The sequence below is a fragment of the Actinomadura sp. BRA 177 genome (assembly GCF_013372625.1).
GTDB lineage: Bacteria > Actinomycetota > Actinomycetes > Streptosporangiales > Streptosporangiaceae > Spirillospora.
In genome coordinates this window covers 1-21,889 of the sequence record NZ_JABXFD010000383.1, presented here as the reverse complement: position 1 = coordinate 21,889, position 21,889 = coordinate 1, and the positions used below count along the sequence as shown (strand labels likewise).

Genomic DNA, 21,889 nt, shown 5'->3' with positions numbered 1-21,889 from the left:
GGCCGCGCAGCCGCGTGCCCTTCAACCGGCGCGACCCGATGCAGCCCCTCAACCTGGGCCCGCTCGCCGTCGCCTCCGTCCCCTCGCCGTCCCACGGCCGGCCCGTCCCGCCGCCTCCCGGCACCCCGGTTCCGCCGGGCGGCGCCATTCCGCACGGCGGGCCGGCGGGCCCCGGCGGGCCGTTCCCCGGTGCCCCGTACGGGCCGCCGCGTCGCGGGGGCGGTAACAAGGCACTGGGCTTCCTCATCGGGGGCGTCGTCGTGTTCCTGATGCTCTGCGCGGGCGGATACGTCATGTACCTCGCGTACACCGACCACGAACTGTCGACGCCGGCCACGGCGGGCGGGATGAGCCGCGACTACGACACCGAGACCAAGAGCGTGGAGGCGGCCGACAAGCTGGAGCGGGCCATCTCCGTAGCCACCGACTACAAGGTCTCCGGCTTCGTGAGCGCCGTGTACGGGACCGGCGACGAGAAGTACCTGTTCGTGGGCGGCACCGGGGACCACCAGTTCAAGTACCCGGAGCAGACGTTCGACAGCGCCCTCGGCACCGCCTTCGCCAATCCCGACGGCGTCGTCTACAACCCGACCTCCAGCAAGATGGTGGACGCGGGCGGGGACGGCGTCGGTCTGACCACCACGCTGAACATCACGGCCACGCGGCCGACGACCGTCACCTCGACCGTCTTCCTCGGCGCCTGGTCCACGCGGACCACGTTCGCGATCGTCATGCACATCCCGGATACGACGGGCAAGGCCGGGACCACGAAGCTGCCCTTGTCCGACACCGTCAAGAACATCCGGAAGGACGTGGAGGACTGACGCACCCGTCGCCCGCTCGGCTGAGAGCGTTTTCCCGTCACGGTCGGGACACAGGTCACCTGACACCGGGTCGCCCCGTCCGAAAAGGTAGTGGTCCGGAAGGTCCGCGACACCGGGGCGGAGAGAGAGGGACGGGATGCGAGCGGTACTGGCACGCGCCGCCGTGCTGGCCGGCGCGTTCACCGCGGGGGCCGTGGCGGCACGTGCCGCGACCATCCCTCACCTCCGCCGGCTCACCGCCGACCTGCAGCGGTCCCGGGAGCGGATCCTCGCCAGCCGGGAGGAGGAGCGGCGGCGGCTGCGGCACGACCTGCACGACGGGCTCGGGCCGACGCTCGCCAGCCTCGCCATGTCGCTGGACGCGGCCCGCATCACGCTGGCCTGCGAGCCCGAGCGGACCGATCCGCTGCTCGCCGACGTCCGCAACAAGCTGGCCACCGCCGTCGGCGAGATCCGCGACCTGGCGCACGGGCTGCGGCCCCCCGCGCTGGACGACCTCGGCCTCGTCGCCGCCATCGAGTCGTTCGCGGACGGCTGCTGCGAGCGGGTCGACGTCCGGTTCGACGGCGAACCCGCGGGGCTGCCCGCCGCCGTGGAGGTGGCGGCGTACCGGATCGCGCAGGAGGCGCTGACGAACGTCCGGCTGCACGCCCCGGCGAGCTGCGCGTCCGTCCGGCTCAAGCGCGACACCGAACTGCACCTGGTGGTGGCCGACAGCGGGCCGGGCCTGCCGGACGGTGCGCGGGGCGGCCACCGGCCCGCCGCGTCCGTCCCGCCGCGCCGCGGCCTCGCCGCGATGAAGGAGTGGGCGGCCGAGGTCGGCGGCAGCTGCGTGATCACGTCCCGGAACGGCGGCGGCACGCTCGTCGCCGTCAAGCTGCCGCTCGGCACCCCGGGAAACGCCGCCGGGTATCATCGGCCCTCGGTCGAAAGAAGGCGGGCGTAGATGACGGAGACCATCCGGGTGCTCATCACCGACGACCACCCGGTGTTCCGGCAGGGCCTGAAGGGCCTCCTGCACGCGCTGGGCATCGAGGTCGTCGGCGAGGCCGAGAACGGGCCGGACGCGGTGCGGCTGTCCGCCGAGCTGCAGCCGGACGTCGTCGTCATGGACCTGCACATGCCGGGCGGCAACGGCATCGAGGCCACCCGCACCATCACCCGCACGAGCCCGCGCATCGGCGTGCTGGTGCTGACCATGTTCCGCGACGACGACTCCGTCTTCGCGGCGATGCGCGCCGGCGCCCGCGGCTACCTGCTCAAGGAGTCCGGCGCCGAGGAGATCGCCCGCGCCGTCCGCGCGGTCGCGGCCGGCGAGGCCATCTACGGCCCGGAGATCGCCCGCCGCGTCCTCACCTACTTCACCGACATGCCGGACCCGCGGCAGGCCGCGTTCCCCGAGCTGACCGAGCGGGAGCGCGAGGTCCTGGAACTCATCGCGCAGGGCCGCAGCAACGCCGAGATCGCCGGGACGCTCTTCCTCAGCCAGAAGACCGTCCGCAACCACGTCTCGAACATCTTCATGAAGCTGCACGTCGCCGACCGCGCCCAGGCCATCGTCGTGGCCCGCGAAGCCGGCCTCGGCGAATCAACCCCGCGCTAGGCCCCCGCGCGCTCTCCGCTGAACCCGCACAACGCGAAACGCCCCCGGCACGTGCCGAGGGCGTTCCCGTAGGTCTCGCCTACGCCGACTTCTCGCGCGGTTCGCGCTTGGGGCGGTCCCGGGGGACGAGGGTCGGGTTGACGTGTTCCAGGACGGCCTCACGGGTGATCACTACGCGGGCGACGTCCTGGCGGCTCGGGACCTCGTACATCACGGAGAGGAGGACCTCCTCCATGATGGCGCGGAGGCCGCGGGCGCCGGTGCCGCGCAGGATGGCCTGGTCGGCGATCGCCTCCAGGGCGTCGTCGGTGAACTCCAGGTCGACCCCGTCGAGTTCGAAGAGGCGGTGGTACTGGCGGACCAGCGCGTTCTTCGGCTCGGTGAGGATGTTGATCAGGGCCTCGCGGTCCAGGTTGTGCACCGAGGTGATCACCGGGAGCCGGCCGATGAACTCCGGGATCATCCCGAACTTCAGCAGGTCCTCGGGCATCACGTCGCCGAGCACGGCCGACGACACCTCGAAGTCGGACTTGGAGCGGATCTGCGCGCCGAAGCCCATGCCCTGCTTGCCGACCCGGGACTCGACGATCTTCTCCAGCCCGGCGAACGCGCCGCCGCAGATGAACAGCACGTTCGTGGTGTCGATCTGGATGAACTCCTGGTGCGGGTGCTTGCGGCCGCCCTGCGGCGGGACGCTCGCGGTGGTGCCCTCCAGGATCTTCAGCAGGGCCTGCTGGACGCCCTCTCCCGAGACGTCCCGGGTGATCGACGGGTTCTCGCTCTTGCGGGCGACCTTGTCGACCTCGTCGATGTAGATGATCCCGGTCTCGGCCTTCTTGACGTCGTAGTCGGCCGCCTGGATCAGTTTGAGGAGGATGTTCTCGACGTCCTCCCCGACGTATCCGGCCTCCGTCAGCGCCGTGGCGTCCGCGATGGCGAACGGGACGTTGAGGAGTTTGGCGAGCGTCTGCGCGAGCAGCGTCTTACCGGATCCGGTCGGGCCGAGCAGCAGGATGTTCGACTTGCCGATCTCGACCGGGTCGTCCCGGCCGCCGTCGCCCGACTGGATCCGCTTGTAGTGGTTGTACACGGCGACGGACAGCGCCTTCTTCGCCGAGTCCTGCCCGATGACGTAGGAGTCGAGGAACTCGTAGATCTCCCGCGGCTTGGGCAGGTTGTCCCACTTGAGGTCGGAGGTCTCGGAGAGCTCCTCCTCGATGATCTCGTTGCAGAGATCGATGCACTCGTCGCAGATGTACACGCCCGGACCCGCGATGAGCTTCTTGACCTGCTTCTGGCTCTTCCCGCAGAACGAGCACTTGAGCAGATCACCACCGTCGCCGATGCGTGCCACCCAACTGTCTCCTTTTCGTGGGGCCGCCCGCCCTGGAGGATGCGGCGCAGCTCGGTTGCGTCCCGAAGGCTCTCGACGTTGGACTCGACGTTACCGCCTCCAACGGACTTGGAAAGCCCCTCGCCCGGAAGTGTGGCGTCCGGGCTCGGGGACCTCCCGCGTCCTTGTGCCGTCTCAGGACGACACTACCTCTGCTTTCCGCTTCCTGCTGGCGAAGACGTCGTCGATGAGACCGTAGTCCTTCGCCTCGTCCGCGGTGAGGATCTTGTCGCGCTCGATGTCGCGGCGGACCTCCTCGATGCTCCGGCCGCTGTGCTCGGCCAGGATGCTCTCCAGCAGCTCGCGGATCCGCATGATCTCGCGCGCCTGGATCTCGATGTCGCTGGACTGGCCGTAGGTGCCCTCGGTCGCGGGCTGGTGGATCAGTATCCGCGAGTTGGGCAGCGCGGCCCGCTTGCCCGGCGTCCCGGCCGCGAGCAGCACGGCGGCGGCCGAGGCGGCCTGGCCGATGCAGACGGTCTGGATGTCGGGCTTGACGAACTGCATCGTGTCGTAGATCGCCGTCATCGCGGTGAACGAGCCGCCCGGCGAGTTGATGTAGATGCTGATGTCGCGGTCCGGGTCGATGGACTCCAGCGTGATCAGCTGGGCCATCACGTCGTTGGCGGACGCGTCGTCGATCTGCACGCCGAGGAAGATGATGCGCTCCTCGAACAGCTTGTTGTACGGGTTCATCTCCTTGACCCCGTACGTGGTGCGCTCGACGAACGACGGAATGATGTAGCGGTTGTCGACCGGCATCGGGCCGGCGCCCGGCCGGACCATATCGGTGAGACCGGGTCGGAACAGGTCGCTCATGTGTGCCTCCGATTAAGTGTTCGGGTCGTCAGGAGACGGTGCCCTCGGAGGGCACCTGGGTGGCACTGAGCACCACGTGGTCGACGAACCCGTAGTCCTTGGCCTCGTCGGCGGTGAACCACCGGTCGCGGTCGGAGTCGCGCTCGATCTGGTCGAGCGGCTGGCCGGTGTGTTCGGCGATCTTCTCGGCGAGCGTCTTCTTCACGTAGAGCATCTGCTCGGCCTGGATCTTGATGTCGGACGCCGTGCCGCCGATGCCGCCGGACGGCTGGTGCATCATGATGCGCGCGTGCGGCAGTGCGTACCGCTTGCCCGTCGTCCCCGCGCACAGCAGGAACTGGCCCATCGACGCGGCGAGGCCCATGCCCACCGTGACGACGTCGTTCGGGACGTACTGCATGATGTCGTAGATCGCCATGCCGGCGGTGACGGAGCCACCTGGCGAGTTGATGTAGAGCGTGATGTCACGGCGGCCGTCCTCGGCCGACAGCAGCAGGAGCTCGGCGCAGATGCGGTTGGCGATGTCGTCGTCGACCTGCTGGCCGAGGAAGACGATGCGCTCGCGCAGCAGCCGCTGGAACAGCTGGTCGCCCAGAGGCAGCAGGGGCGCCTCGGCGACCCGCGCCTGGATCCGCGACGACTCGTCGAAAGTCGGAGGCATGCTCACCGGGTGTTCCTCCGGTCCTTTTAATCGGTTCGGATGATTGGACATTAACGCGCCACCGGGCCCGCTTAAGCCCGGGGGGCCGCCTTTTCGCCAGGGGCGTACCCGAGCGGCGGCGGACCCCGCCCCGCGTTCCGGACGATCTTCGCCAACGGGACACCGTCCGGGGACGTCCCCCTCATCCCCCGGCTCGCTCCGGTCATACGCGCCACGGCCGTGCGAAGGCGCACACGGCGTCCGTCCGCGCGCAAGGCGACGCCCCGCATCCGGGTGTACGGATGCGGGGCGTGCGTGGGACGCGCCGGAGGGCGCCTAGGCGTCTTTGTCCTTGGCGTCCTGCTCGTCCTTCGCCTCGGCGGCCGGGGACTCCGCAGCGGCGGCCTCAGCCGTCTCCGCGGGGGCCTCCTCGGACTCCTCGGCCTCGTCGGCCTGGACGGTCTCGCCCGTCTCGCCGTTCAGCTCGCGCTGGACGGCCTCGACGTCGATCTCGTTGCCCGACTCGTCCTTGACGGTGACGTGCTCGACGACGAGGTTCAGCGCCTTGCTGCGCAGCACCTCCGAGACGATCGCCGGAAGCTGGTTGTTCTGCGTCAGGTACTCGGCGAGCTGCTGCGGCTGCACGCCCATCTGCATGGCCTGCGTGACGACGTACTCGCTGAGCTCCTCGTTCTCGACGCCCAGCTCCTCCTGGACGGCGAGCTGGTCGAGGACGAACCCGCCCTTGACCGCGAGCCGGGCCGCGTCGGCGACCTCGGTGTCGAACTCCTCGGCGGACTTCTCCTCCTCCGCGAGGTAGTCCTCCTTGGACATGCCCGCCATCTGGAGCTGCTGCTCCAGCTGCTGGTTGCGGCGGCCGACCTCCTCCTCCACGACCTTGTCGGGAAGCGGGATGTCGACCTTCTCCAGCAGCGCCTCGAGGGCCTTGTCGCGGGCCTCGGACAGCTGCTGCAGCTTCACCTGCCGGCCGAGCCGGGTGCGGACGTCCTCGCGCAGCTCGTCGATGGTGTCGAACTCGCTGGCGAGCTGGGCGAACTCGTCGTCCAGGTCGGGCAGGTTCTTGACCTTGACGCTCTGCACCGTGACGGTGATCTCGGCCTCCTCGCCGGCGCGCTCGCCGCCGGGCAGGGTGCCGGTGAACGTCGTGTCCTCGCCCGCGGCGAGGCCGGTGAGTGCGTCGTCCAGGCCCTCGATGGCCGACTTGCTGCCGACCTCGTAGGAGTAGCCGGCGGTGGCGGCGTCCTCGACCTCTTCGCCGTCGATCTTCGCGGCCATGTCGATGGTGGCGAAGTCGCCCTCCTCGACGGCCCGCTCGGCGTTGGTGAGGGAGGCGAACCGCTCGCGCAGGTTGCCGATGGTCTCCTCGACCTGCTCGTCGGTGACCTCGGCGTCCTCGACGACGACCTCCAGGCCGTCGTAGTCGGGCACCTCGAACTTCGGCCGGATGTCGACCTCGGCGGTGAACGCGAACTGGGTGCCGTCCTCCAGCTCGGTCACCTCGACGTCGGGCTGCCCGAGCACGAAGATCTCGGTCTCCTCGACGGCGCGGCCGTACAGCTCCGGAAGCGCGTCGTTGACGGCCTCCTGCAGCACCGCACCCCGGCCGACGTACTTGTCGATCAGCGGGGCGGGGACCTTGCCGGGCCGGAAGCCCTTGATCCGCACCTGCTGCGAGATCTCCTTGTACGCCTTGTCGAGGTTCGGCTTGAGCTCGTCGAACGGAACCTCGACGGTGAGCTTGACCCGCGTGGGGGTCAGCTCCTCGACATCGGTCTTCACTGGGGTAGGTCTCCTTGATCGGGCGCTGTCTCGGCCGCGACGTTCGACGCGTGCTCACTCGCTGGGCGCGGGCACGCCGAATACGGCTCCGCGCCTTCGCGCGAGCAAGTCTATGGGGTCACGGCCCCGGCTGCGGACACCGGACGCCCGCAAGAGCGGCGAAACCGCGTCAGCGACGCCGCACGGGCAGTGACATAAGTGTCCGGAAGGCCCATACTCGTCCGGGATGAACGGGACAGCTGCGGCCTTCACTGCGACCGGTCTGTACTACCTCGGGTTCGCCGTCTTCAAACTGGCGGCGGACCGGATGCCCCCTGTCCGGGGCAACCGCATCCTGCACATGGCCTGGTCGATCGTCAGCAACTGGATCTTCCTGATCGCGCTCGGCATCGTGCTCGGCGGGCTCAGCCTGCAGATCATGGCGCTGCGCAACCTGCCGCTGTCCACCGCCGTGCCGATCTTCATGTCCGGCATCGTGCCGCTGCTGCTGATCGCGCTGGTGTTCTTCGGCGAGCGGCTCACCGCGCGCGAGTGGCTGAGCCTGGTGCTGATCGGCGCGGCGATCCTGCTGCTGACCGCGTCGCTCAGCGGGGACGAGCCGATCAGCTCGGCGGACGCGCCGCTGTGGAAGATCGCGGTGGTGGTCGCCCCGGCGGTCGCGGTGCCGGTGCTGATCCTCGTCCTCGGCGACTACCGGCCGGACGGCCGGCACGCGCGCCCCGTCACCGGGATCGCCTACGGGCTCAGCGCCGGCTTCCCGGTCGGCACCGCCGAGCTGGCGATCAAGGGGTGGAGCGACGACCCGAACGCCACCAGCCTGCGGATCATCGCGACGCCGTGGCCGTACCTGACCGTCGTGGCGGCGGCCATCGGGTTCGGGATCATGGTGATGGCGTTCCAGCGCTGCCGGGTGTCGATCGTGGCGACGGTCATGACGGTGGCCGCCAAGTCCTACCTGCTGACCATGGGCTCGTTCATGTACGGGGAGCCGTGGCCGCAGGACGCGGCGCACTCGGCGATGCGGTTCGGCGCGCTGGCGCTCGGGGCGGTCGCCGTCGTGCAGTTCCCCCGGCACCGGCCGGTCGAGGAGGAGCCGCGGGACCCCCAAGCGGAGGACACCGCGCGGGACCCGTTCGGCGGCCCGGCGATCGGCGGACCCGTGCTGGGCGGGCCGCAACTCGGGCAGGTCCACGGCGCGCCGGTGCCGCCCGAGCCGTCCCCCTACGCGCAGGACCCGCTGGGCCAGGGGCCCTACAACCGTCAGGACGCGGTGCCGCCGCGCCGTCCCGTCCGTCCGCAGAGCCCGACCGAGACGGGGGCGGACGGCCGCTGGCGCGGCTTCAGCGAGTGACGATCCCCGGCCTGCGGTGCGGCCGGGGATCGTCCGCGTCTCAGCGGCCCTTGCGGTCGTTGCCCGGGAGGCCCTTGTCGAGGCCGGCGCGGCGGAGGGCGTCGGCCATGGCGCCGCTGCCTCCTCCCTGACCACCACGCTGCTGGCCGCCGCCGCGTCCGCCGCGCTGGTTCTGGCCACCGCGGTTCTGCCCGCCGCGGTTCTGGCCGCCACGGTCGCGCTGCTCGCCGCGCCTTCCGGCGCCCTGCTTGGCGCCGGCCTGTTTGGCACCGCCCTGCTTGCCACCCCCCTGCTTGCCACCGCCCTGCTTGCCCCCACCGGGCTCGTCGTCCAGGCGGAGGGTGAGCGAGATGCGCTTGCGCTGCAGGTCGACGTCCAGCACCTTCACGCGGACGATGTCGCCGGGCTTGGCGACGTCGCGCGGGTCCTCGACGAACTTGTCGGACATGGCGGAGATGTGGACGAGCCCGTCCTGGTGGACGCCGACGTCCACGAACGCGCCGAACGCGGCGACGTTGGTGACGACGCCCTCCAGCAGCATGCCGGGTTCGAGGTCGGCGAGCTTGTCGACGCCCTCCTTGAACGTGGCGGTCTTGAACGCCGGGCGCGGGTCGCGGCCCGGCTTCTCCAGCTCGGCGAGGATGTCGGTGACGGTCGGCAGCCCGAACGTCTCGTCGACGAACTCCGCCGGCTTCAGCGAGCGCAGCGTGGCGGTGTTGCCGATGAGGCCCTTGATGTCGTTGCCGGCGGCGTCCAGGATCCGGCGGACGACCGGGTAGGACTCCGGGTGCACGCTGGAGGCGTCGAGGGGGTCGTCGCCGCCGGGAATGCGCAGGAAGCCCGCGCACTGCTCGAACGCCTTCGGGCCGAGGCGCGGGACGTCCTTCAGCCCGCCGCGGCTGCGGAACGGGCCGTTGGCGTCGCGGTGCGCGACGATGTTCTCCGCGAGGCCCTCGCCGATGCCGGACACGCGGGTGAGCAGCGGCGCGGACGCGGTGTTGACGTCCACGCCGACGGCGTTCACGCAGTCCTCGACGACGGCGTCCAGGGAGCGCGACAGCTTCACCTCGGAGATGTCGTGCTGGTACTGGCCGACGCCGATCGACTTGGGGTCGATCTTGACCAGCTCGGCGAGCGGGTCCTGGAGGCGGCGGGCGATGGACACGGCGCCGCGCAGCGAGACGTCCATGCCGGGCAGTTCGCGGCCCGCGTACTCCGACGCCGAGTACACCGACGCGCCCGCCTCCGACACCATGATCTTGGTGAGCTTGAGGTCGGGGTGCCGGGCGATCAGGTCGGCGGCGAGCTTGTCGGTCTCGCGGGACGCGGTGCCGTTGCCGATGGAGACGAGGTCGACCTTGTGCTCGCGGGCGAGCTTGGCGAGCGTCTCGATCGACTCGTCCCACTTGCGGCGGGGCTCGTGCGGGTAGATCGTGTCGGTCGCGGTCACCTTGCCGGTGGAGTCCACGACGGCGACCTTGACGCCGGTGCGCAGGCCCGGGTCCAAGCCCATGGTGGCGCGGGTGCCGGCGGGCGCGGCGAGCAGCAGGTCGCGCAGGTTCGCGGCGAACACGCGGGCCGCCTCGTCTTCGGCCTCCTGCCGCAGCCGGGTGCGCAGGTCGATGCCGAGGTGGACGAGGATCCGGGTGCGCCAGGCCCAGCGGACGGCGTCCGAGAGCCACTTGTCCGCCGGACGGCCCTGGTCGGCGATCTGGAACCGGCGCGCGATCTCCACCTCGTAGGAGCTGCGCGCGGCCGAGTCGTCGGCCTCCTCCGGCTCCAGGTCGAGGTCGAGGACCTCTTCCTTCTCGCCCCGGAACAGCGCGAGGACGCGGTGCGAGGGCAGCTTCGCGAACGGCTCGGCGAACTCGAAGTAGTCGGAGAACTTGGCGCCGCTCTCCTCCTTGCCGTCCCGGACCTTCGACAGCATCCGGCCCTGGTTCCACATGCGCTCGCGCAGCCCGCCGATGAGGTCGGCGTCCTCGGCGAAGCGCTCGACGAGGATGGCGCGGGCGCCCTCCAGCGCGGCGGCCTCGTCCGCGACGTTCTTCTCGGCGTCGACGTACGCGGCGGCCTCGGCCCGCGGGTCGCGGGACGGGTCGTCCAGCAGCAGCTCGGCGAGCGGTTCGAGGCCGGCCTCGCGGGCGATCTGCGCCTTGGTGCGCCGCTTCGGCTTGTACGGGAGGTAGATGTCCTCCAGCCGCGCCTTGGAGTCGGCCGTCACGATCTGGGCGCGCAGCTCGTCGGTGAGCTTGCCCTGCGACTCGACCGACTCCAGGATGGCGGCGCGCCGCTCGTCCAGCTCGCGCAGGTAGCGGAGCCGCTCCTCCAGCGCGCGGAGCTGCGCGTCGTCGAGCGTTCCGGTCGCCTCCTTGCGGTAGCGGGCGATGAACGGGACGGTCGCCCCGCCGTCGAGCAGGTCCACCGCGACCCGCACCTGCCCCTCGCGGACGCCGATCTCCTCGGCGATGCGCTGGGTGATGGGCGGCGTGGACGGCCCGTTCTGGCCGGCGGACGTCTGGCTGATGGTCGCTGTCACAGCTTGGATTCGCTTTCTCCCCTGGGTGTCGCCTGTGCATTGTCCAGGGAACTGGGCCGGTTGTCTTGTCACCGCTCGAATGACGGCCCGGTCGAGGAACCGGGCGCCCCGCTCTTTCCGCAGAGGGTAGGGCTAACTCCCCCATGATCCGCCCGGATCCGGGACTTACCCCCACTGAGCGGACGGGCGTCCGGCGACACAATGGTCGCAGGGGGGAGCCGCCGTGGGCCTCCCGAGGAAGTCCTGGGAGGACGGGTGGACGACAGCAACCGTTTCGTCGAACGGGCGGGCCGGCTCGCCCGGGGAACGTTCGCCAACGTCGTCCGCGGGGTGGCTCAGATCGTCCTCGCCTACGCGGTGAATCTGCCGCTGTTCATCGTCGCGGTGCTGTCGATCGTCTTCATCCCGCTGGGCGTCGGGGTGGTGCTGGCGCCGGCGGTGCTGCTCGCGATCCGGGCGGCGGCGAACCTGCAGCGGAGGCTGGCGGCGGACTGGCACGGTGTGCGGATCCCGGTGCCGTACCGGCCGGAGCCGTCCGGTGCGACCGGCCCGATCGGGCGGCTGCGGTGGGTGCTGGGCGACCCGGCGACGTGGCGTGACCTGTTGTGGTCGCTGCTGAACGTGCCGGTCGTGCTCGTCCTCGGGGTGCTGGCGGCGGGCCTGACCGTGTATGGGCTGGAGGGCGTGTTCGTGGCGTGGTGGGTCGCGCTGCTGACCGACTACGGCTGGGGCCCGTTCTGGATGATCCCCGATTACGGCGCGGCGGGGTTCGCGGGGACGCTCGTCCTCGGGGCCGCGATGGTGGTCGCCTCGGTCCCGCTGGGCGGGGCGTTCCTGAAGGCGCACGCGCTGTTCGGCCGGTCGCTGCTGGCGCCGACGCGGGGCGCGCTGGCCGCGCGGGTGGAGCAGCTCACCGAGACCCGGTCGGAAACGGTGGACGCGTCGGCGGCGGAACTGCGCCGCATCGAGCGTGATCTGCACGACGGCGCGCAGGCCCGGCTAGTTGCACTGAGCATGAACATCGGGCTCGCCGAGGAGATGATGAAGCACGACCCCGAGACCGCGCAGCAGCTCCTCGCCGAGGCGCGCGAGGCCAGCGGGACGGCGCTGACGGAGCTGCGCGACCTGGTGCGCGGCATCCACCCGCCGGTCTTGGCGGAGCGGGGGCTGGACGGGGCCGTGCGCGCCTTGGCGCTGACCCTGCCGCTGCCCGTGGACGTCCACGTCGACCTGCCGGGACGCGCGGACGCGCCGGTCGAATCGGCGGCGTACTTCGCGGTCGCGGAGATGCTCGCCAACGTCGTCAAGCACTCCGGCGCGCGGCGAGGCTGGATCCAGATCGAGCACGCGCGCGGCCGGCTGCTTATGATCGTCGGGGACGACGGGACGGGCGGTGCCGACCCCGGCGCGGGCGGCGGGATGCGCGGCATCGAGCGCAGGCTGGCGGCCTTCGACGGGACGATGGCGGTGACGAGCCCGCCCGGCGGACCGACCGTCGTGACCATGGAGCTGCCGTGCGCGTTGTCATCGCCGAAGATCTCGCCCTCCTCCGGGACGGGCTGATCCGCCTGCTCGGCGCGTTCGGCTTCGAGGTCGTCGAGGCGGTGGACAACGGGCCGTCGCTGCTGCGGGCGCTCACCACCCACCGTCCGGACGTCGCGGTGGTGGACGTCCGGCTCCCGCCGACGTTCACCGACGAGGGGCTGAAGGCCGCGCTGGAGGCCCGCAAGGAGATCCCGGGCCTGCCGGTGCTGGTGCTGTCGCAGCACGTCGAGCAGCTGTACGCGCGGGAGCTGCTGTCCGACAGCGGGGGCGGCATCGGCTACCTGCTGAAAGACCGCGTGTCGGACGTCAAGGTCTTCGTGGAGGCGGTGCGCCGGGTCGCGGACGGCGGCACCGCCCTCGACCCGGACGTGGTGTCGCAGCTGCTCACCCGGCACGCCCGCGAGGAGCCGCTGCAGCAGCTGACGCCCCGCGAGCGCGAGGTGCTCGGGCTGATGGCGGAGGGCCGCTCGAACGCGGCCATCGCCGGGCAGCTGTTCGTCACCGAGAAGGCGATCAGCAAGCACACCAACAACATCTTCGGCAAGCTCGGGCTGCCGCAGTCCGAGGACGACAACCGGCGGGTGCTGGCCGTCCTCGCCTATCTCGGCGCCTGATTCACTTCGCCCACGGCGGGACGAGCCGCTCGTCCCCCTGCGGTGCGATCTCGCACTTGGTCTCGTCCACCACCTTGTCGGGGTCGTAGACGAGGCAGCCGGCGTGCGCGGCGACGACGGCGGTGAACCCGGCGTCGGCCGCGGTCATCTGGCGTGGCGCGTCGGCCGGCAGGACGACGGTGTCGCCGGGCCCCGCCTCCAGCTTGCGGCCGTCCAGGTCGATGGTCGCGGCGCCGTCCAGGAACGTCCACACCTGCTCGGTATCGAACGCGTGCAGCGGGCCGGTCTTGCCGGGCAGCATGTCGACGCGCCAGACGGCGATGCCCTCGGTGCCGCCCTGAGTTGGCGTGGCGAAGGTGGTCATGGTGCCGTTCGGCGTCTCGGTGCGGCGGCTTTCGGCGTTGCGGATGAGCGTCATGAGCCCCGATCCCCTACGTTAGACAATGTGGTTGTCCATATAGTCAACGAGGTTGTCTTTCATGTCAAGTGACGCGCCCGGATTCGAGCTGCCGCTGCGCCTGTTCCTGGCCTTCCGCGTGATCATCGACGAGCTGCACGCCGAGCTGGCGCGGCACGGGCACGGCGACCTGCGCCCCATGCACGGGTTCGTCTTCCAGGCCATCGGCCCGGACGGCACGACGGCCGTGGAGCTCGGCCGCCGGCTCGGGGTGTCCAAGCAGGCCGCGGGGAAGATGGTCGAGTCGCTGGAGCGCGCCGGGTACGTCGAGCGCGGCGCCGACCCGCGCGATGCCCGGCGCAAGATCGTCCGGCTGACCGCGCGCGGCGTCGACTCGCTCGTCCGGTCCGCGGAGATCTTCGACCGGATCCGGGACGAGTGGGCCCGCTCCCTCGGGGCCGGCCGGCTGCACGCCCTGGAGGACGACCTGCGCCGGATGACCCCCGCCGACCTGTGGCGCCTCGACATGCCCGGATGGTTCGGGACGTCCTGAACTTTCTTCCCGGCTGGTGACCGTATGAGTCCAGGCAGTCGCTTAGACCACTCATGCCGGCTATGCGGGCTTGCCGCAAGGCCTTGAACGTGCCGGTCGGCCCGGTTACGATCCTCCTAATTCTTAGGAAACTTTACTAAGAATTGAGCGGGGATTCCTGTTTGCTCGGGGGCCGAACGAACGGAGAATCATGTCAAGAACGGGCGGACGGCGGGCCATCGCGCTCGCCGGCGCGGCGACACTGGCGGTGGCCACCGCCCTGGCCATGGCGCCACCGGCGTCATCGGCGGGGACGGTCACCGCGACCTGTAAGAAGGGGTCCGACTGGGGCACCGGCTTCGACGGCAGCTGCACGATCACCAACGGAACCGGCGCGGCCATCAACGGCTGGAAGCTCGAGGCGGACATGCCGTCCGGGACGTCCGTCGGGAACGTGTGGAACGCGACGAAGGCCGTCTCCGGGAACCACTACACGTTCACCAACGCGGGCTGGAACGGTACGATCGCGGCCGGCGCCAGCACCAGCTTCGGGTTCGGCGGCAGCGGCTCCGGCTGGTTCACGGGCTGCACGGTCAACGGCGCGTCCTGCGACGGCTCCGGCGACCCGGGTCCGGGCGACGACACGGAGGCGCCGACGGCCCCGTCCGGCCTCCGGTCCACCGGCAAGACCGCCACGAGCGTGTCGCTGGCCTGGAGCGCGTCGACCGACAACGTCGGCGTCACCGGCTACGACCTGTACAACGGCGGCACCAAGGCCGCGTCGACGACCGGCACGAGCGCCACCGTCAACGGGCTGTCCCCCGAGACCGCCTACACCTTCACCGTCAAGGCCAAGGACGCCGCGGGGAACACCTCCCCCGCGTCGGCCTCCGTGTCGGTCACCACCGACAAGGGCGGCGGCGGCAACCCCGGCGGCGGCGGTGACAAGGTCGTCGGCTACTTCGTCGACTGGGGCGTCTACCAGCGGAACTACCACGTCAAGAACATTGAGACGAGCGGTTCCGCCGACAAGCTGACGCACATCAACTACGCGTTCGGCAACGTCCAGAACGGCAAGTGCACCGTCGGCGACTCCTACGCCGACTACGAGAAGGCCTACACCGCCGACCAGAGCGTCGACGGCGTCGCCGACACCTGGGACCAGCCGCTGCGCGGCAGCTTCAACCAGCTGCGCAAGCTGAAGAAGCTGCACCCGAACCTGAAGGTGATCTGGTCGTTCGGCGGCTGGACGTGGTCCGGCGGCTTCGGCCAGGCATCGCAGAACCCGGCCGCGTTCGCCGAGTCCTGCTACAACCTGGTCGAGGACCCGCGCTGGGCGGACGTGTTCGACGGCATCGACATCGACTGGGAGTACCCGAACGCCTGCGGCCTGTCCTGCGACACCAGCGGGCCGGACGCGCTCTCCAAGGTCCTGTCGGCGCTGCGCACCAAGTTCGGGTCGAGCAACCTCGTGACGGCCGCCATCACCGCCGACGCCAGCGACGGCGGCAAGATGGACGTGGCCGACTACGGAGGCGCCGCGAAGTACATCGACTGGTACAACGTGATGACGTACGACTTCTTCGGCGCCTGGGCCAAGCAGGGACCGACGGCGCCGCACTCGCCGCTCACGTCCTACCCGGGCATCCCGCAGGCCGGCTTCAACAGCGCCGACGCCATCGCCAAGCTCAAGACGAAGGGCGTCCCGGCGAGCAAGCTCCTGCTCGGCATCGGCTTCTACGGGCGCGGCTGGACGGGCGTCACCCAGTCCGAGCCGGGCGGCACCGCCACCGGTCCCGCACCCGGCACCTATGAGGCCGGCATCGAGGACTACAAGGTGCTGAAGAGCAAGTGCCCCGCCACCGGCACCATCGCCGGAACCGCCTACGCCAAGTGCGGCAGCGAATGGTGGAGCTACGACACCCCGTCCACCATCCGCGGGAAGATGGCCTACGCCAAGGACCAGGGCCTCGGCGGCGCCTTCTTCTGGGAACTCACCGGTGACACCGCGAACGGCGAGCTGATCGGCGCCATGCGCGGCGGACTCGGCTGAGTCGATCGCAGAGCGGTCTCGGCTGAGCTGTTCGCAGAAGGGGTACTCCCAGCCCCTCAGACAGCCGAGACAATCGGGCCCCTGACCCAACGGACGCCGGTCAGGGGCCCGCCCCTTTTCTGCTACGCCAGGGATTGCCCGCCGTCGACCGTGAGGACCTCGCCGCTCATGTAGGGGTTGGCCATCAGGAACAGCGCGGCGGAGGCCGCCTCCTCGGCCGTCCCGAACCGTCCGAGGGGCATGCCGGCTCCTGCCTCGGCCATCGCCGCGTCGGCCTCCGCCCCGGCGGCTTCGAAACGGCTGCGCAGCAGGGGCGTGTCGATGGCACCGAACCGGACCGCGTTGACCCGCAGGCGGGCCGGCGCCAGCTCGACGGCCAGCGCGCGGGCGAGCGTCTCGACGGCACCGGCCGCCGCGACCGGCGCGGACATGCCCGGCCGCGGACGCGCCACGAGGATGCCCGAGGCCAGCGTGATCGACCCGCCCGGATTCAGGCGCGGGACGGCGGCCCGAACGACTTCGAGAACCGCCCCGACGGGCCCCGCGACGGCGGCCTGCGCGGTGTTCCGGCTGAGCTCGGCGACCGGACCGATCCCGGCGGGACGCCCGGCCGTCATCAGGACGTGGTCGACGGTGCCGGCCCAGTCGAAGACCTCCGCCAGCGCATCGTCGTCAGTGACATCGGCGGAAATCCCGTGAACGTCGGCATACATCCCATCCGCGCCAACGCCCCCATCAGCGGCAGTACCAGCTGCGCCAGCGGACGTTCCGACTGCGTCGGCGGCTGTTCCGGCTGCGTCGGCGAGCGTCCCGGCGGACGTCCCAGCAGGCGTCCCGGCGGACGTCCCCGCAGCCGGACCAGCGAACGTCCCGGCAGGCGTCTGCGCGAGCGTTCCAGCGGACGTCCCGGAAGGCTTTGTTCCGGCGGGCGGTCCGGCGGGCGGTCCGGCGGGCGGTCCGGCGGGCGGTCCGGCGGGGATGGCGGCTGCGTTCATGCGGGTGGCGGCGGCGTTCACGCGGGTCAAGGCGGCTTCCAGCCGGTCCTTGTCGCGGCCCACGAGCAGGACGCGTGCGCCGACCGAGGCGAGGAGTTCGGCGGCGGCCAGGCCGATGCCCGAGGTGCCGCCGAGGATCACCGCCGTCCGCCCTGCGAGGCTCCACGGGAGCGGTGACCGGACGGGGACGGGGGCTGTGGTCGTGACCATGGATCCTCCTGAAATAAACCATCTGGTTGTTTTAGACTGCACCCGCGGCCGATCGAAAGTCAACCGGATGGTTTAATTCGGGCATGAGTTACGACGCCGAGGCGACCCGGCGGCGAATCTTCGAAGCCGCCACCGCCGAGTTCTCCGCGCGCGGGCTCGCGGGCGCCCGGATCGAGCGCATCGCCACCGAGGCGCGGGCCAACAAGCAGGCGATCTACCTGTACTTCGGCGGCAAGGAGAAGCTGTTCGGCGCCGTGGTGCGCGCCAAGATGGACGAGATCGGGGAGGCGACCGACATCGATCCCGCGCGGCTGTCCGATTCCGTGGGGCAGCTGTTCGACTGGTACCAGGAGCATCCGGAGCTGATCAGGATCCTGCTCTGGGAGGCCCTGGAGACGCCGGGCGAGGTGCAGGGCGAGGACGAGCGCCGCGCGGCGTTCCGGCAGAAGGCCGCCCGCTTCACCGACACCGGCCGCGGCTCGCGTGACGTGCAGGACCTGATGTTCACCGTCTTCGGCCTCATCGCGTGGAGCTTCGCGGTCCCGCAGCTGCGGCGGCTGATCCTGGACGAGGACGACGCCGACGCCGCCTTGGCACGCCGCCGCGCGACCGTCGTGGAGACGGCCCGCGTCCTCGCCGAAGCCCACCGGCTCGCCTGATGATCACGGCGGTGCTGTTCGACCTGGACGGGACACTCCTCGACCACGAAGGGGCCGCGGGCGAGGCGATCGTCCGCTCGTTCCCGGACGTGGACGAGGCGTGGCTCGTCCGGCGCTGGTACGAGCTGACCGAGGAGGCGGTCGACCGATACCTGGCGGGCGAACTGGACCTCGTCGCCCAGCGCCGCGTCCGGATCCTCGCGCTCGCCCCGGAGCTCGGGCTCGGCGACTGGGACGACGCCCGCGCCGATGCGTGGCTCGCCCGGTATGTGGCGCTGTACGAGGCGGCGTGGCGTCCGTTCCCCGAGGTGCGGGGCGTCCTGGACGTCCTGGCGGCGCGCGGCCTGCGGCTCGGGGTGATCACCAACGGGGACGCTTCCCAGCAGCGCGCGAAGATCGAGGCGCTCGGCCTGGCGGACGTCCTGCCGTATGTCGTGGCGTCCAGCGAGGCGGGCTCCTCGAAGCCGGCCGCCGGGATCTTCCGGACGGCCTGCGCGGGTCTCGGCGTCCGCCCGGACGAGGCCGCCTACGTCGGCGACCGGCTCGTCACCGACGCCCAGGGCACCGCGTCGACAGGCCTGGCGGGCATCTGGCTGGACCGCTCCGGCGACCCCGCCCCGGAGGACCTGACCGTCCCGCGCATCACGACGCTGGAGACGCTCCCCCGGCTGCTAGGGGAGCGCTGACCCGCGCAGGCCCGCCGGCCGTCATTCGGTGCGCAGCGCGGCCTGGATCTCCAGGATGATCTGGATCTTCTCCCCCAGCCCGAGGCCGCCGCCGCCCGGGACGCGGGCGGTGTCCCCCACGCCGAACTCCAGTCGGCTGATCTCGCCGGTCGCGGTGAACCCGGCGCGGGCGCCCTTGAACGGGTCGTCCTCCCGGAACGGGTCGGGGCCGAATCCGCCGATCTCCAGCTTCAGCGGGACGGACTTGGTCAGGCCGCGCAGCGTCAACTCGCCGTCCAAGACGTAGTCGCCGCCGTCGGCGCGCACGCCGGTGGAGCGGTAGGACATCGTCGGGTACTTCTCGACGTCTAGGAAGTCGGCGGACCGGACGTGCTCGTCGCGCTTCGCGATGCCGGTGTCGACCGAGGCCAGGTCGATGGTCGCGGTCACGGACGAGTCGAGGGGGTCGTCGCCGGTCACGACCGTCCCCTCGAACGTCCCGAACCGGCCGCGGACCTTGCTGACCATCAGGTGCCTGACCGTGAAGCCGACGTCGGAGTGGAGGGGGTCGATGGTCCAGGTGCCGGCGACGTAACCGGGGATCTCGACAAGCTCGACCGTCATGGTGTCTCCTTGAGGTTATGAATAGTAAGGCGGTTCCGTTCGGTAACCGCCTCCATCGTGCGGAGACCCGCGGGGTCGGCACAAGAAGGCACTTTTTTCTGCCTCGGTCACCTGGAGATAACCATGGAGCTCACCCCGGCCGGATGCCGGGCCCGCGAGGTCCTCGACCGCGTCGGCGACAAGTGGTCGCTGCTGGTGATCGCGCTGCTCGGCGAGCGCACCAAGCGGTTCACCGAGCTGAAGCGCGAGATCGACGGCATCAGCCAGCGGATGCTCACGGTCACGCTGCGCGCCTTGGAGCGCGACGGCATCGTCACCCGCACCGTGTACCCCGTCGTGCCGCCCCGGGTGGAGTACTCCCTCACCCCCATGGGCGCGACCTTGATGGACGCGGCCAACACCCTCGTCCGATGGGCGGAGGGCCACGTTTCCCAGATCGACGCCGCACGCGCCGACTACGACTCCCGCACCGAGGAAGCGATGTCCTGAGCCCCGCGCCTCCGGAAATTGGTGTGCCGCGTCGCCGAACGCGGAGGTAGCGTGGCGGGTGATGGTCATTCACGAGGTGGGACGGCGAGCTAGCCGCGCCGAGCTGGGGGACGAGCAGTCGTGCCCGGCCCGGCTCGGCGGTGTGCGCCGTCATCCCATCGACCTCGTGAGGCCGTCCCATGCGCTCGACTGACATTCGTTCGACCTTTCTGGACTTCTTCCAGAAGCGCGACCATCGCGTCGTGCCGTCCAGCCCGCTCGTCCCGTCCGATCCGACGCTGCTGCTGACGAACGCGGGCATGAACCAGTTCAAGCCGTACTTCCTCGGCGAGACCACACCGGACCATTCCCGGGCAGTGTCCGTGCAGAAGTGCGCGCGTACGTCCGACATCGAGAACGTGGGCCGCACCACGCGGCACGCGACGTTCTTCGAAATGCTCGGCAACTTCTCCTTCGGCGACTACTTCAAGGCGGAGGCGATCGCCTGGGCGTGGGAACTGTTCACCCGCCACTACAACCTCGACCCGGAACGCCTATGGGTCACCGTGTACCAGGACGACGACGAAGCCGCCCATCTCTGGCGGCGGGTCGGCGTCCCCTCCTCCCGCATTCAGCGACTCGGCATGGAGGACAACTACTGGTCAATGGGCATACCGGGCCCATGCGGCCCATCGTCCGAACTCCACTACGACCGAGGCCCATCCTTCGGACGTGAGGGCGGCCCAGCGATCGATGGCGAGCGCTACCAGGAACTGTGGAACCTCGTCTTCATGCAGAACCTTCGAGGCGAAGGCACAGGAAAAGACGACTATCCAATCCTGGGCGAACTCCCGGCACGCAACATCGACACGGGACTAAGCCTCGACCGCCTCGCAGCAATCTTGCAGGACGTGGACACGGTCTGCGAAACCGACCTCCTCTCCCCCACATTCGAACTAGTCCAGCAACTGGCAGGCCGCGCCTACCCCGGCCGAGACGGAAGCGACGACTCAACGTCATTCCGCATCGTGACCGAACATGCCCGCTCAATCGCCTTCCTGATCGCCGACGGAGTAACGCCGTCCCGCGACGACCGAGGCTACGTCCTGCGCCGCCTAATGCGCCGCGCCATCCGCCACTCCCGCCGCCTCGGCATCGACCTGGCACTACCGGACCTGACGTCCAGCGTGATCGGCACCCTGGGCTCCACGTGGCCGGAACTGACCGAGCACTCCGACCTGATCCGCCAAGTCGTCACGGCCGAAGAAGAGGGCTTCGAGCGGACTCTGCGCCAGGGCTCCCGGCTCCTCGACACGGCGATCACCCGCGCGACCTCGACCATCTCCGGCCGTACCGCGTTCGAACTGCACGACACCTACGGCTTCCCGATCGACCTCACCATCGACGCGGCGCGCTCAGCGGGCCTCACCGTCGACGAGAACGCCTTCGCGGAACTCCTCGAATCCCAACGCCGCCAGGCGCACCGCGCAAGCCAGGACAAGAAGGGCGACGCGGTAGCGCGCCAAGAACTCCACCGCCGAATCGTCTCCGAACACGGCTTCACCGACTTCGTCGGCTACTCATCCCTGACAGCCGAAACAACGGTCTTGGCGCTCCTCACCCCACACGGCAAAGCCCAGGCCGCGACCGCAGGCGACGAGATCGAAGTGATCCTCTCCCGCACCCCGTTCTACGCGGAGTCGGGCGGCCAGGTCGGCGACCGGGGCGAACTCCACACGTCCACCGCAAAGGCACAGGTCCTGGGCACTCGCCCCGGCCTGGACGGCCTGCACATACACACCATCCGCATACAGGAAGGCGAACTACGCCCGGGCGACGAAGCAGAAGCGAAGGTCGACGCGGCCCACCGCTCGGCGACCGCACGCTCCCACAGCGCCACCCACGTCTCGCACGCGATGCTGCGCCGCGTCCTCGGCGACCACGCGACCCAACGCGGCTCCCGCGTAGAACCGGGCCGCCTCCGCTTCGACTTCACCCACAATTCCCCCGTCGAAATCACACCGCTCCAAACGTGTCCATTCACGGGTGTTGCTGAGCTGCGGTGATGGGTGTCGGGTTTTGCCCGCGGCGTCCGAGTTGATCTTGGTGGGTTGATCGTCGATCATCGTCGGGTGTCCCCTGCCGATCAGCCGTCGAC

The 21,889-nt window shown here is 70.4% G+C and carries 21 protein-coding genes; 13 read left to right on the top strand and 8 right to left on the bottom strand.

What is annotated here, in order from left to right; genetic code table 11:
• Positions 1 to 14: 14 nt before the first annotated feature.
• From HUX53_RS22450 to HUX53_RS22440, 3 genes are all read left to right on the top strand, one after another.
• Entirely contained in the window at positions 15 to 824 is an 810-nt protein-coding gene (locus HUX53_RS22450; RefSeq protein WP_176405193.1) for a hypothetical protein, read from the top strand.
• Positions 825 to 960: 136 nt separating this feature from the next.
• The gene (locus HUX53_RS22445) at positions 961 to 1,770 is read left to right on the top strand and encodes a sensor histidine kinase (RefSeq protein ID WP_176405192.1); all 810 of its coding nucleotides are present in this window, start codon (positions 961 to 963) and stop codon (positions 1,768 to 1,770) included.
• Positions 1,771 to 2,427 (top strand): response regulator, encoded by a 657-nt coding sequence (locus HUX53_RS22440; RefSeq protein ID WP_176405191.1) that lies wholly within the window; start codon positions 1,771 to 1,773, stop codon positions 2,425 to 2,427.
• A gap of 79 nt (positions 2,428 to 2,506) precedes the next feature.
• On the opposite strand, the gene clpX is transcribed toward HUX53_RS22440, so the two are convergent.
• From clpX to tig, 4 genes are all read right to left on the bottom strand, one after another.
• Complete coding sequence (gene clpX / locus HUX53_RS22435) at positions 2,507 to 3,781, bottom strand: ATP-dependent Clp protease ATP-binding subunit ClpX (protein WP_176405190.1); 1,275 nt, start codon at positions 3,779 to 3,781, stop codon at positions 2,507 to 2,509.
• A 174-nt stretch (positions 3,782 to 3,955) separates the two neighbouring features.
• The gene (locus tag HUX53_RS22430) at positions 3,956 to 4,606 is read right to left on the bottom strand and encodes an ATP-dependent Clp protease proteolytic subunit (RefSeq protein WP_255205517.1); all 651 of its coding nucleotides are present in this window, start codon (positions 4,604 to 4,606) and stop codon (positions 3,956 to 3,958) included.
• A gap of 61 nt (positions 4,607 to 4,667) precedes the next feature.
• A complete protein-coding gene (locus tag HUX53_RS22425; protein WP_255205516.1) occupies positions 4,668 to 5,300 on the bottom strand; it encodes an ATP-dependent Clp protease proteolytic subunit in 633 nt (210 codons plus the stop codon).
• A gap of 315 nt (positions 5,301 to 5,615) precedes the next feature.
• On the bottom strand, positions 5,616 to 7,079 hold the full coding sequence (gene tig / locus HUX53_RS22420) for a trigger factor (protein WP_176405189.1): 1,464 nt from the start codon (positions 7,077 to 7,079) through the stop codon (positions 5,616 to 5,618).
• A gap of 226 nt (positions 7,080 to 7,305) precedes the next feature.
• Here tig and HUX53_RS22415 point away from each other — a divergent pair, with 226 nt between their 5' ends.
• Positions 7,306 to 8,430, top strand: a complete 1,125-nt coding sequence (locus tag HUX53_RS22415; RefSeq protein ID WP_176405188.1) for a hypothetical protein — start codon at positions 7,306 to 7,308, stop codon at positions 8,428 to 8,430.
• A gap of 40 nt (positions 8,431 to 8,470) precedes the next feature.
• On the opposite strand, the gene HUX53_RS22410 is transcribed toward HUX53_RS22415, so the two are convergent.
• Positions 8,471 to 10,969 carry a Tex family protein gene (locus HUX53_RS22410; RefSeq protein ID WP_176405187.1) on the bottom strand — a complete coding sequence of 833 codons (2,499 nt, stop codon included), beginning with the start codon at positions 10,967 to 10,969 and terminating at the stop codon, positions 8,471 to 8,473.
• Positions 10,970 to 11,224: 255 nt separating this feature from the next.
• Here HUX53_RS22410 and HUX53_RS22405 point away from each other — a divergent pair, with 255 nt between their 5' ends.
• Positions 11,225 to 12,532, top strand: a complete 1,308-nt coding sequence (locus tag HUX53_RS22405) for a sensor domain-containing protein (protein WP_309237367.1) — start codon at positions 11,225 to 11,227, stop codon at positions 12,530 to 12,532.
• Complete coding sequence (locus HUX53_RS22400) at positions 12,484 to 13,128, top strand: response regulator transcription factor (RefSeq protein WP_176405185.1); 645 nt, start codon at positions 12,484 to 12,486, stop codon at positions 13,126 to 13,128. Before HUX53_RS22405 ends, HUX53_RS22400 begins: the two co-directional genes overlap by 49 nt.
• 1 nt (position 13,129) lies before the next feature.
• Here HUX53_RS22400 and HUX53_RS22395 read toward each other — a convergent pair whose 3' ends face one another.
• Positions 13,130 to 13,546: a cupin domain-containing protein gene (locus HUX53_RS22395; RefSeq protein ID WP_176405184.1), complete on the bottom strand. Its 417-nt coding sequence runs from the start codon at positions 13,544 to 13,546 to the stop codon at positions 13,130 to 13,132.
• A 61-nt stretch (positions 13,547 to 13,607) separates the two neighbouring features.
• On the opposite strand from HUX53_RS22395, the gene HUX53_RS22390 reads away from it, so the two are divergent.
• Together HUX53_RS22390 and HUX53_RS22385 are read left to right on the top strand one after the other, a co-directional pair.
• The gene (locus HUX53_RS22390; protein WP_176405183.1) at positions 13,608 to 14,078 is read left to right on the top strand and encodes a MarR family winged helix-turn-helix transcriptional regulator; all 471 of its coding nucleotides are present in this window, start codon (positions 13,608 to 13,610) and stop codon (positions 14,076 to 14,078) included.
• Positions 14,079 to 14,268: 190 nt separating this feature from the next.
• Positions 14,269 to 16,110: a glycosyl hydrolase family 18 protein gene (locus HUX53_RS22385; RefSeq protein ID WP_255205515.1), complete on the top strand. Its 1,842-nt coding sequence runs from the start codon at positions 14,269 to 14,271 to the stop codon at positions 16,108 to 16,110.
• A gap of 122 nt (positions 16,111 to 16,232) precedes the next feature.
• Here the strand turns inward: HUX53_RS22385 and HUX53_RS41405 are convergent, their stop codons facing one another.
• Positions 16,233 to 17,315, bottom strand: a complete 1,083-nt coding sequence (locus HUX53_RS41405) for an SDR family NAD(P)-dependent oxidoreductase (RefSeq protein WP_255205514.1) — start codon at positions 17,313 to 17,315, stop codon at positions 16,233 to 16,235.
• An 83-nt stretch (positions 17,316 to 17,398) separates the two neighbouring features.
• Between HUX53_RS41405 and HUX53_RS22370 the strand changes: the two genes are divergently transcribed.
• Both HUX53_RS22370 and HUX53_RS22365 read left to right on the top strand, forming a co-directional pair.
• Positions 17,399 to 17,974, top strand: a complete 576-nt coding sequence (locus HUX53_RS22370; protein ID WP_176405182.1) for a TetR/AcrR family transcriptional regulator — start codon at positions 17,399 to 17,401, stop codon at positions 17,972 to 17,974.
• The gene (locus HUX53_RS22365) at positions 17,974 to 18,660 is read left to right on the top strand and encodes an HAD family hydrolase (protein ID WP_176405181.1); all 687 of its coding nucleotides are present in this window, start codon (positions 17,974 to 17,976) and stop codon (positions 18,658 to 18,660) included. The genes HUX53_RS22370 and HUX53_RS22365 overlap by 1 nt, the downstream gene beginning before the upstream one ends.
• Positions 18,661 to 18,681: 21 nt before the next feature.
• On the opposite strand, the gene HUX53_RS22360 is transcribed toward HUX53_RS22365, so the two are convergent.
• On the bottom strand, positions 18,682 to 19,263 hold the full coding sequence (locus HUX53_RS22360) for a YceI family protein (protein WP_176405180.1): 582 nt from the start codon (positions 19,261 to 19,263) through the stop codon (positions 18,682 to 18,684).
• Positions 19,264 to 19,386: 123 nt separating this feature from the next.
• Between HUX53_RS22360 and HUX53_RS22355 the strand changes: the two genes are divergently transcribed.
• The 3 genes from HUX53_RS22355 (at position 19,387) to alaS (ending at position 21,797) form a co-directional block, all read left to right on the top strand.
• Positions 19,387 to 19,752 (top strand): helix-turn-helix domain-containing protein, encoded by a 366-nt coding sequence (locus HUX53_RS22355; protein WP_176405179.1) that lies wholly within the window; start codon positions 19,387 to 19,389, stop codon positions 19,750 to 19,752.
• Positions 19,753 to 19,813: 61 nt separating this feature from the next.
• A complete protein-coding gene (locus HUX53_RS41400) occupies positions 19,814 to 19,945 on the top strand; it encodes a hypothetical protein (protein ID WP_255205513.1) in 132 nt (43 codons plus the stop codon).
• Positions 19,932 to 21,797 (top strand): alanine--tRNA ligase, encoded by a 1,866-nt coding sequence (gene alaS, locus HUX53_RS22350; RefSeq protein WP_176405178.1) that lies wholly within the window; start codon positions 19,932 to 19,934, stop codon positions 21,795 to 21,797. The genes HUX53_RS41400 and alaS overlap by 14 nt, the downstream gene beginning before the upstream one ends.
• Positions 21,798 to 21,889: the final 92 nt, after the last annotated feature.

Excerpts from the sequence above, each read along its gene's own strand:
- HUX53_RS22445 (WP_176405192.1), top strand. The coding sequence starts at position 961 with ATGCGAGCGGTACTGGCACGCGCCGCCGTGCTGGCCGGCGCGTTCACC.
- HUX53_RS22440 (WP_176405191.1), top strand. The coding sequence starts at position 1,771 with ATGACGGAGACCATCCGGGTGCTCATCACCGACGACCACCCGGTGTTC.
- HUX53_RS22430 (WP_255205517.1), bottom strand. The coding sequence starts at position 4,606 with ATGGTCCGGCCGGGCGCCGGCCCGATGCCGGTCGACAACCGCTACATC.
- HUX53_RS22425 (WP_255205516.1), bottom strand. The coding sequence starts at position 5,300 with ATGCCTCCGACTTTCGACGAGTCGTCGCGGATCCAGGCGCGGGTCGCC.
- HUX53_RS22415 (WP_176405188.1), top strand. The coding sequence starts at position 7,306 with ATGAACGGGACAGCTGCGGCCTTCACTGCGACCGGTCTGTACTACCTC.
- HUX53_RS22395 (WP_176405184.1), bottom strand. The coding sequence starts at position 13,546 with ATGACGCTCATCCGCAACGCCGAAAGCCGCCGCACCGAGACGCCGAAC.
- HUX53_RS22390 (WP_176405183.1), top strand. The coding sequence starts at position 13,608 with ATGTCAAGTGACGCGCCCGGATTCGAGCTGCCGCTGCGCCTGTTCCTG.
- HUX53_RS22385 (WP_255205515.1), top strand. The coding sequence starts at position 14,269 with ATGTCAAGAACGGGCGGACGGCGGGCCATCGCGCTCGCCGGCGCGGCG.
- HUX53_RS41405 (WP_255205514.1), bottom strand. The coding sequence starts at position 17,315 with ATGGTCACGACCACAGCCCCCGTCCCCGTCCGGTCACCGCTCCCGTGG.
- HUX53_RS22370 (WP_176405182.1), top strand. The coding sequence starts at position 17,399 with ATGAGTTACGACGCCGAGGCGACCCGGCGGCGAATCTTCGAAGCCGCC.
- HUX53_RS22365 (WP_176405181.1), top strand. The coding sequence starts at position 17,974 with ATGATCACGGCGGTGCTGTTCGACCTGGACGGGACACTCCTCGACCAC.
- HUX53_RS22360 (WP_176405180.1), bottom strand. The coding sequence starts at position 19,263 with ATGACGGTCGAGCTTGTCGAGATCCCCGGTTACGTCGCCGGCACCTGG.
- HUX53_RS22355 (WP_176405179.1), top strand. The coding sequence starts at position 19,387 with ATGGAGCTCACCCCGGCCGGATGCCGGGCCCGCGAGGTCCTCGACCGC.
- HUX53_RS41400 (WP_255205513.1), top strand. The coding sequence starts at position 19,814 with ATGGTCATTCACGAGGTGGGACGGCGAGCTAGCCGCGCCGAGCTGGGG.
- alaS (WP_176405178.1), top strand. The coding sequence starts at position 19,932 with ATGCGCTCGACTGACATTCGTTCGACCTTTCTGGACTTCTTCCAGAAG.